This is a genomic window from Nonomuraea recticatena (genome assembly GCF_039533245.1).
Taxonomy (GTDB): Bacteria; Actinomycetota; Actinomycetes; order Streptosporangiales; family Streptosporangiaceae; genus Nonomuraea; species Nonomuraea roseola.
In genome coordinates, this window is the sequence record NZ_BAAATE010000085.1 from 1 (window position 1) to 6,048 (window position 6,048).

The following is a 6,048-nucleotide window of genomic DNA, read 5'->3' on the forward strand; positions in this document are numbered from 1 at the left end:
CCTCGACTGACAGCGCCCGCATCGCCGGGATTCGTCGTCCGTCGGCGCCCACCGCAGCGAGTGACGAAAGCCCCATGCATCTATCGCACGGTGAGATCTGGCCAGCAGCCGTAAAGGTAGCGCTCCGCCCGTCCCCGCCTCACAGGCATGTCGAGGAGGGGGCGGGCGGAGCGCCGATTCTTCGCCCGGTCGACGTCACCGTCTGAAAGAACTGGTCAGACGGTGACGCAGACGTTGCCAGTTACCTGCTGGTTGTCGCCATTGTAGAATCGCCCGCACCACAGGTGGCCAGGCCAGGCGATAGTCCACCGGGACGCGGCGAAGTGCTCCCCCCATTCCCACCATTTCGTGGGGCTGTCGACTGACCAGCCGTTAGGCCCGAACAGATTGAAGTGGCCGTACTTCCTGCCTTGCGCGCTCAAGGCCTGAACTCTGTAGACGTAGCAGTCGGTGCCGTTGTTCGTGAAGAACACCCTGACGGTGATTCCGTCGTTGGTCTGGCTCTTGGAGCTGGTGTTGCACTCTGCCGCCGCGGTGTTCGACGTCGCCGCCTGAGCCGCAGCGGGCGTCGTCGCCAGTGATGTCAGCGCCGCCAGAGTGATGAGCGCGCCAGTGATGAAAGTTCGCACAGAACCCCCGTTCTCCATGTGGAACAGAATTGATGGCCGGTCTTTCCGAGTGGCTTATGCCTTTCCGTCGGCGTCAATGGAGCCGGATACAGGATCTGCTGAGCGCGGCATTCGCCACAATCGGTGATCCGGTCACCAAGCGTCGAATTCCTGTCAGTTCGGCGTCGCGTTTCACGCCACCACCCGCGGCGAGTTCGTGGGCACTTGGGCCGGTTTGGTTCCACGGGCAACCGGCTCTCGTGGCACTGTTTGGTGTGCTCGCCCTTGTCGCCCTTGCGACTCTTCGAGGGTGTGGGGGTGGGCTTGAGCGCCCCGAAAGGGTCGGTCGGTGCGGGTGTCTTGCCCAGCAAGTTTGTGTAGGTCGGCGCCGGGGTGAGAAAGAGCGGCGTCCCGGACGGGGATGGCGACGGCCGCTCGTCGGTATCGACGTCCGGCGTGGACGTCGAGCTGGCCGGTACGGCTTGCGCGGCGGGGCTGTCCTCAGGCCATGCCGCCCACAGCGCAATCGCGACGCAGACCAGGAGAACGCCAGCGACGGGCACGACTGCGCCCCAGTCGACGCGTGAGAGGTCGGGCCCGTACCAGGCCCTCCCCTCATCCAGAGGGACAGGAGTGGAGTACGGCCGCGTGTCCACCGGGATGTATGCCGTGGCGTAGAGGCCTCCGAGGAGGCCGGTTCGGCATCTCAAAGGCCTGTTTGCCTCGTGGGTTCAGCGCATTGAACGTCGCCAAGAGGGTGTCTCTGATCCCTCTGGCCTTGATCCTTTCGTGCATGGGCCGGAGCTGGGATACCAAGATTCAGTCCTTGATCTTGCCGGGATAGCCTGGCTTCCAGCGTCGGCCCGCCCCCCGGGGGCGGTCGAACCTCGCCGGCGACCATCCCGCGGGCCGGTCGTCGGACAACGTGTCGGCTATGTCAATCGGCCGTGCTGGCGTGCACGGCGATGATTCGCCAGCCGTGCGTCTCGCCGTATAGCCAAGTACGGGTGTAGCGCATCCTGGCCGCGAACGGCGCACCGGAGAAGGTCCCTTCGACGGTGCCGAGAAACCACGTCACCCCGGTGCGCCCATCGGCGAGCACGGTCAACTCCTCCTCGGCCACCCTCGTCACCACCTGCGCCCGAGTGCGGTGCAGCTCCAGGTCGTCCGCCTTGGTCGCAACGTTCGCACCGAAGGTAAAGATCAGCCGATCATCCAGCAGCTGATCCAGCGCCTCGACATCTCCAGCAAGCTGCGCGGCCTGGAGTCGGCGCTCGGCGTCCCGCAAGTCCTCCATCATGAGGTCCACCCTGCCAGCCAGCGCCGTATCCGTGCCAGGACGTTCACGCTCGGCTGATCTTCGTAGTCCGATCCAGGGACTCCGATCGTCGGTGAGTGGGTGTCGGGTTTAGAAGGCTTCCCGACAGGCCGTTGAAGTGGTGCGCGGCGGCCCGGAGAGCGGCGCGATGGTGGGCGCGATCAGCGCATCCGCACTGACCGCGCTGCAGCGCGGCGACGGACCCACGGAACGCCATGCGGCAGGCCATGGTTTTGGTGGCGCAATCCGTCACCTGACCCCGTCCATCCGGCCATGTGCCGAAGCCGTAACTAGCTCGCGCGAGGGAGGCGATTGACCCTCACAGGTGATCAATCCTCCTCGAGGCCAGTAGAAGGTACAGGTATGGTGATCAAACTCTTGCATGCGGCCCCGGCCACCAGCGACACCGCACGACCTGCCCCACCCTGGGCGCTCCGTACCGCCTACGCGCTTCCCTGGCTGCTGCTCCCCCGCGTGCCTGTGGAGGTTGCCATTTGCCTTTCACTTCGACATGGGCCAGCTCAACGACGCGCCTGTGTCACCGTTGTGGATAAGCATCCCCTATGTCTTCGGGCTCAGCGTGCTCACCGAGTTGGCGGCGCTGCTCAGCATCGGTCTGGTGCGCGGCTGGGGCGAGGTGGTCCCGAGCTGGATCCCGGTCATCGGCGGCAGACGTGTGCCGCCCATGGCAGCGGTCGTCCCTGCCGTGGCCGGTGGGCTGCTCTTGACTGCGGTCTCGGTCTGGATGGTGCTCTCCTGGGTCGGCGTCTCCGACCGCATGGCGTACGAGAACGGCTGGTGGCAGGCGCTGGCCATGGTGTGCATCACCCCGATCGCGCTGTGGGGCCCGATAGTGCTCGCCCTGGCATACGCCTACCACGTGCGCTGTCGCCCCGCCCGCGGTTAGGGAATGCCTTCATGACGCCCCGAGCTTCCGCCGGGATCCTTCAACCCCGCTTGAATTCGAAGAGCCGCCAAAGCACGTCAGCATCCGATCCGGACCCCGCAGGTCAGCCTGCGGCGACCGCCTGATGGCTGATCGACATGCCCGCGACATACCGCGATTCGGTAGGAATACCTTCAACGACGTGTGCTCGAAAGGCTGACACAATGCGCGACACGCTGCCCCCGTTGCTGGTCACTCCACCGTGGGAGCAGAAGACGCCACTGGTTCCCGGACTCCGGCCACCCACCGAACGGGTCGTCGACTGGGAACCGGGTGAACGCGAGGAGTGGCAGCAGCGGCTCCCCGGTCGGCCCTATTTCACAGCCGCCCTCAGGGAGATCCATCGGCTGGAGGGGTGGGAGGGTGTCGTGCGGGCGTTCCTGGACGGCCAGATCACTCACGAGCCTGCCCTGTTCTCCCTGTTCGAGCTGGGCCCCGAGGAACTCGTCCGGCCGCTGCTGGCGGACTGGCATCCGACGCTCAGCCGTACGTCCGACTTCTCGATCCTGCGAGCCGTCGCCGTGCGTTTCGGGGCCGACGCACACCACGTGGTGTTCCCCAATGCCAAGGCCCACCGCTCGGGCTGGGCGCTGATGCCCTTCCTCGATGTCGAGGTGGCCCGGTTGATGGCCGCCTGGCTCGGATTGGCCTCGGCGCGACGGCAGGCGGGTGAGTGGTTCGCCCGGCACGGGCTGGCGGCGGTGCCGTACCTGGTGCCGGACGCTCTCGGCACGCGGCGCGCGCTCCGTGACAAGGCGGCGGCGGCGCTGCTCCAAATAGCGTCCCGGTACGGCGAAGCGGGGGTGGTGGAGACCGCCCGCCGGTACGGCGATCACGCCGCTTGCGCCGTCGCGCAGATCCTGGACGGCGACGCACCCGCGGACAGGCCGCGGAGGGTCTCATGGCTGGACCTGGATTTGCTGCCCGAGGTGTGCCTGCGGGACGGCCGCGCACTCTCCAGCGACGCGGTGAAGAACTTGATCGGCGCGCTCACCCTGTGTCCCGGCGTCCGGTGGAACGGCCCGGCCGAGATCTATCCGGGACTCGAGGACGCCCTGGACCACTGCGACCACGCATCGCTAGCAGCTTTCGGCTGGGCCGTCTTCGAGGCCTGGGAGAGCGCCGGGATGCCGTCCGGCAACCGCTGGGTGATCGATCAGCTCATCTGGCTGGGGGACGACGAGGTCGCGGGACGGCTCGGGGCCTTGGCGGTGAACAGTCCGGTGAGCATGGCCAAGCACATGACGGGGGTGCTCGGCGACATCGGCACCGACGCGGCACTCGCGCAGCTGGACCGCGTCGCGCAGCGAGCCAAGCCCGGGCTGCGGCGTACCGCCGAGGAGAGACTCGCCTGGGCCGCCAAGCGACGCCGGGAACTCACGACACCCTGATACGCGATGCCGTCAGTATCGTCAGGTCGATTTGGGAGATGTGGATCGGGCGAGTCGTCGTCCCATGAGGATGATCACCGCCCACAAGACCATGGCCTCGTGGTGCTCGGACAACCGCTCATAGTCCCGCACGCACCGCCTGCGCTGGGAGATCCACGACAGCGTCCGTTCCACCACCCACCTGCGGGGCAGAACCACGAAGCCGCTGACATCGTCGCTGCGTTTGACGATCTCCACAGTGAGACGGATGTGCTTTTTGGCCCAGGTCACGAGCTTGCCGGCGTAGGCACTGTCGGCCCAGATCAGCGCGATCCGCTCGTACCAGTCGCGCAGACGCGCCAGCGCGGGCTTGGCGGCGTCGCGGTCCTGGACGCCGGCGGCGGTGACGATGACGACCAGCAGCAGGCCCAGGGTGTCCACGATGACGTGCCGCTTGGTGCCCTGCACCTTCTTGGCCGCGTCGTATCCGCGCGAGCCGGCGGCGACGGTCTCGGCGGCCCGCAGCGACTGCGAATCGATGATCCCCGCGCTGGGCTCCGGCTCGCGACCGTCGGCTATCCGGACCTGTTCGCGCAGGTCATTGTGGAGAGCATAGAGATCACCGTCGGTCCACCAGCGGGTGAAGATCGCATGGACGGTGCGCCAGGGCACCAGGAAGTCGGCGGGCAGATTGCGCCACTTGCAGCCGTTGTCGACCACGTACCGGATGGCATCCATGATCAGGCGGCGGCAGTACTTCTCGGGTCGTCCGCCGTTGCCGCGTAACCAGGCCGGCCAGGGCATCAACGGCTTGATGACCTGCCATTCTTCGTCGCTCATGTCGGTGGTGTAACGGGGCGCCCGGATCGGATGATCGGCTCCCCGGCCGTACCGGCAGGCCACGCATGAGCAGGCAGTTTCATCGTTACGGGAAACAGCGATGGGAGCGGTGGCGTACAACGGCGGCAGACCTTCCGGTTGGTGACGGGGCTGGGATAACCACCGTTGCTACCGGAAGGTCGCTCTATGTCGCAGAAGATTCGCTCTACGTCACCATTTCGCCCGATATCGGCCCCACGCAGCAAGCGCAGGGATCAGTTTGTACACGGGCACTAAAAGGTCCTAACAGAAAGATCAGCGGACAAGGCGCCGCCAGCAGATGATCGGCTGCGGCAAGCGCCATGAACGCTTCGTGGATGTCGTCGCGGACCTCCCAGCGGATGCGTAGGCGGCGGAACCAGTGCAGCAGCGCGATCGTCCGTTCCACCACCCAGCGGTGAACGCCCAGCCCGGAGCCGTGCGGAGTGCCGCGGCGGGCGATGCGCGGTTTGATGCCGGTGCGCCAGACAAGGCGGCGGTACTTGTCATGGTCGTAGCCGCGGTCGGCGTACAGGCAGTCGGGCCTCTTGCGGGGCCGCCCTACTCGGCCCCGCACCGGCGGGATCGCCTTGATCAGCAGCATGAGCTGGGTGACGTCGTCGCGGTTGCCGCCGGTCAGCGACACGGCGAGGGGGATGCCGCCTCCGTCGGTGATGACGTGGTGTTTCGAGCCCGGCTTGGCGCGATCGACCGGGCTCGGTCCGGTTTTGGGCCACCCTTGAGCGCCCGGACGTGGGAGCTGTCGATCACCGCCTTGGACCAGTCCAGCTGGCCGGCGGCGTGCAGCTCGGCCAGCAGCAGCTGGTGCAGCTTGTCCCACACGCCGGCCTGGGGGGCTTCCACCCGAAGACTGGACACGGCTTATGCAGCTGATGCCAGCGTAGATGATGTTGAGTGGAAGGCTGTCTCGTAGGTCTGGGGAGCTCG

5 protein-coding genes and 1 pseudogene are annotated in these 6,048 nt (G+C 66.7%); 2 read left to right on the top strand and 4 right to left on the bottom strand.

Annotated features, from left to right (window positions below; genetic code table 11):
* Nucleotides 1–215: 215 nt before the first annotated feature.
* Entirely contained in the window at nucleotides 216–629 is a 414-nt protein-coding gene (locus ABFX50_RS50140; RefSeq protein ID WP_346158294.1) for a hypothetical protein, read from the bottom strand.
* A 916-nt stretch (nucleotides 630–1,545) separates the two neighbouring features.
* Entirely contained in the window at nucleotides 1,546–1,908 is a 363-nt protein-coding gene (locus tag ABFX50_RS50145) for a nuclear transport factor 2 family protein (protein WP_346158297.1), read from the bottom strand.
* A 505-nt stretch (nucleotides 1,909–2,413) separates the two neighbouring features.
* On the opposite strand from ABFX50_RS50145, the gene ABFX50_RS50150 reads away from it, so the two are divergent.
* Nucleotides 2,414–2,833 (top strand): hypothetical protein, encoded by a 420-nt coding sequence (locus tag ABFX50_RS50150; RefSeq protein WP_346158300.1) that lies wholly within the window; start codon nucleotides 2,414–2,416, stop codon nucleotides 2,831–2,833.
* Between the two features lie 203 nt (nucleotides 2,834–3,036).
* Nucleotides 3,037–4,263: a hypothetical protein gene (locus ABFX50_RS50155; RefSeq protein ID WP_346158302.1), complete on the top strand. Its 1,227-nt coding sequence runs from the start codon at nucleotides 3,037–3,039 to the stop codon at nucleotides 4,261–4,263.
* Nucleotides 4,264–4,284: 21 nt separating this feature from the next.
* Here the strand turns inward: ABFX50_RS50155 and ABFX50_RS50160 are convergent, their stop codons facing one another.
* Nucleotides 4,285–5,082 (bottom strand): IS5 family transposase, encoded by a 798-nt coding sequence (locus ABFX50_RS50160; RefSeq protein WP_346158304.1) that lies wholly within the window; start codon nucleotides 5,080–5,082, stop codon nucleotides 4,285–4,287.
* Nucleotides 5,083–5,376: 294 nt separating this feature from the next.
* A pseudogene (locus ABFX50_RS50165) lies at nucleotides 5,377–5,952 on the bottom strand (IS5 family transposase); the annotation flags it as partial.
* Nucleotides 5,953–6,048 lie beyond the last annotated feature (96 nt).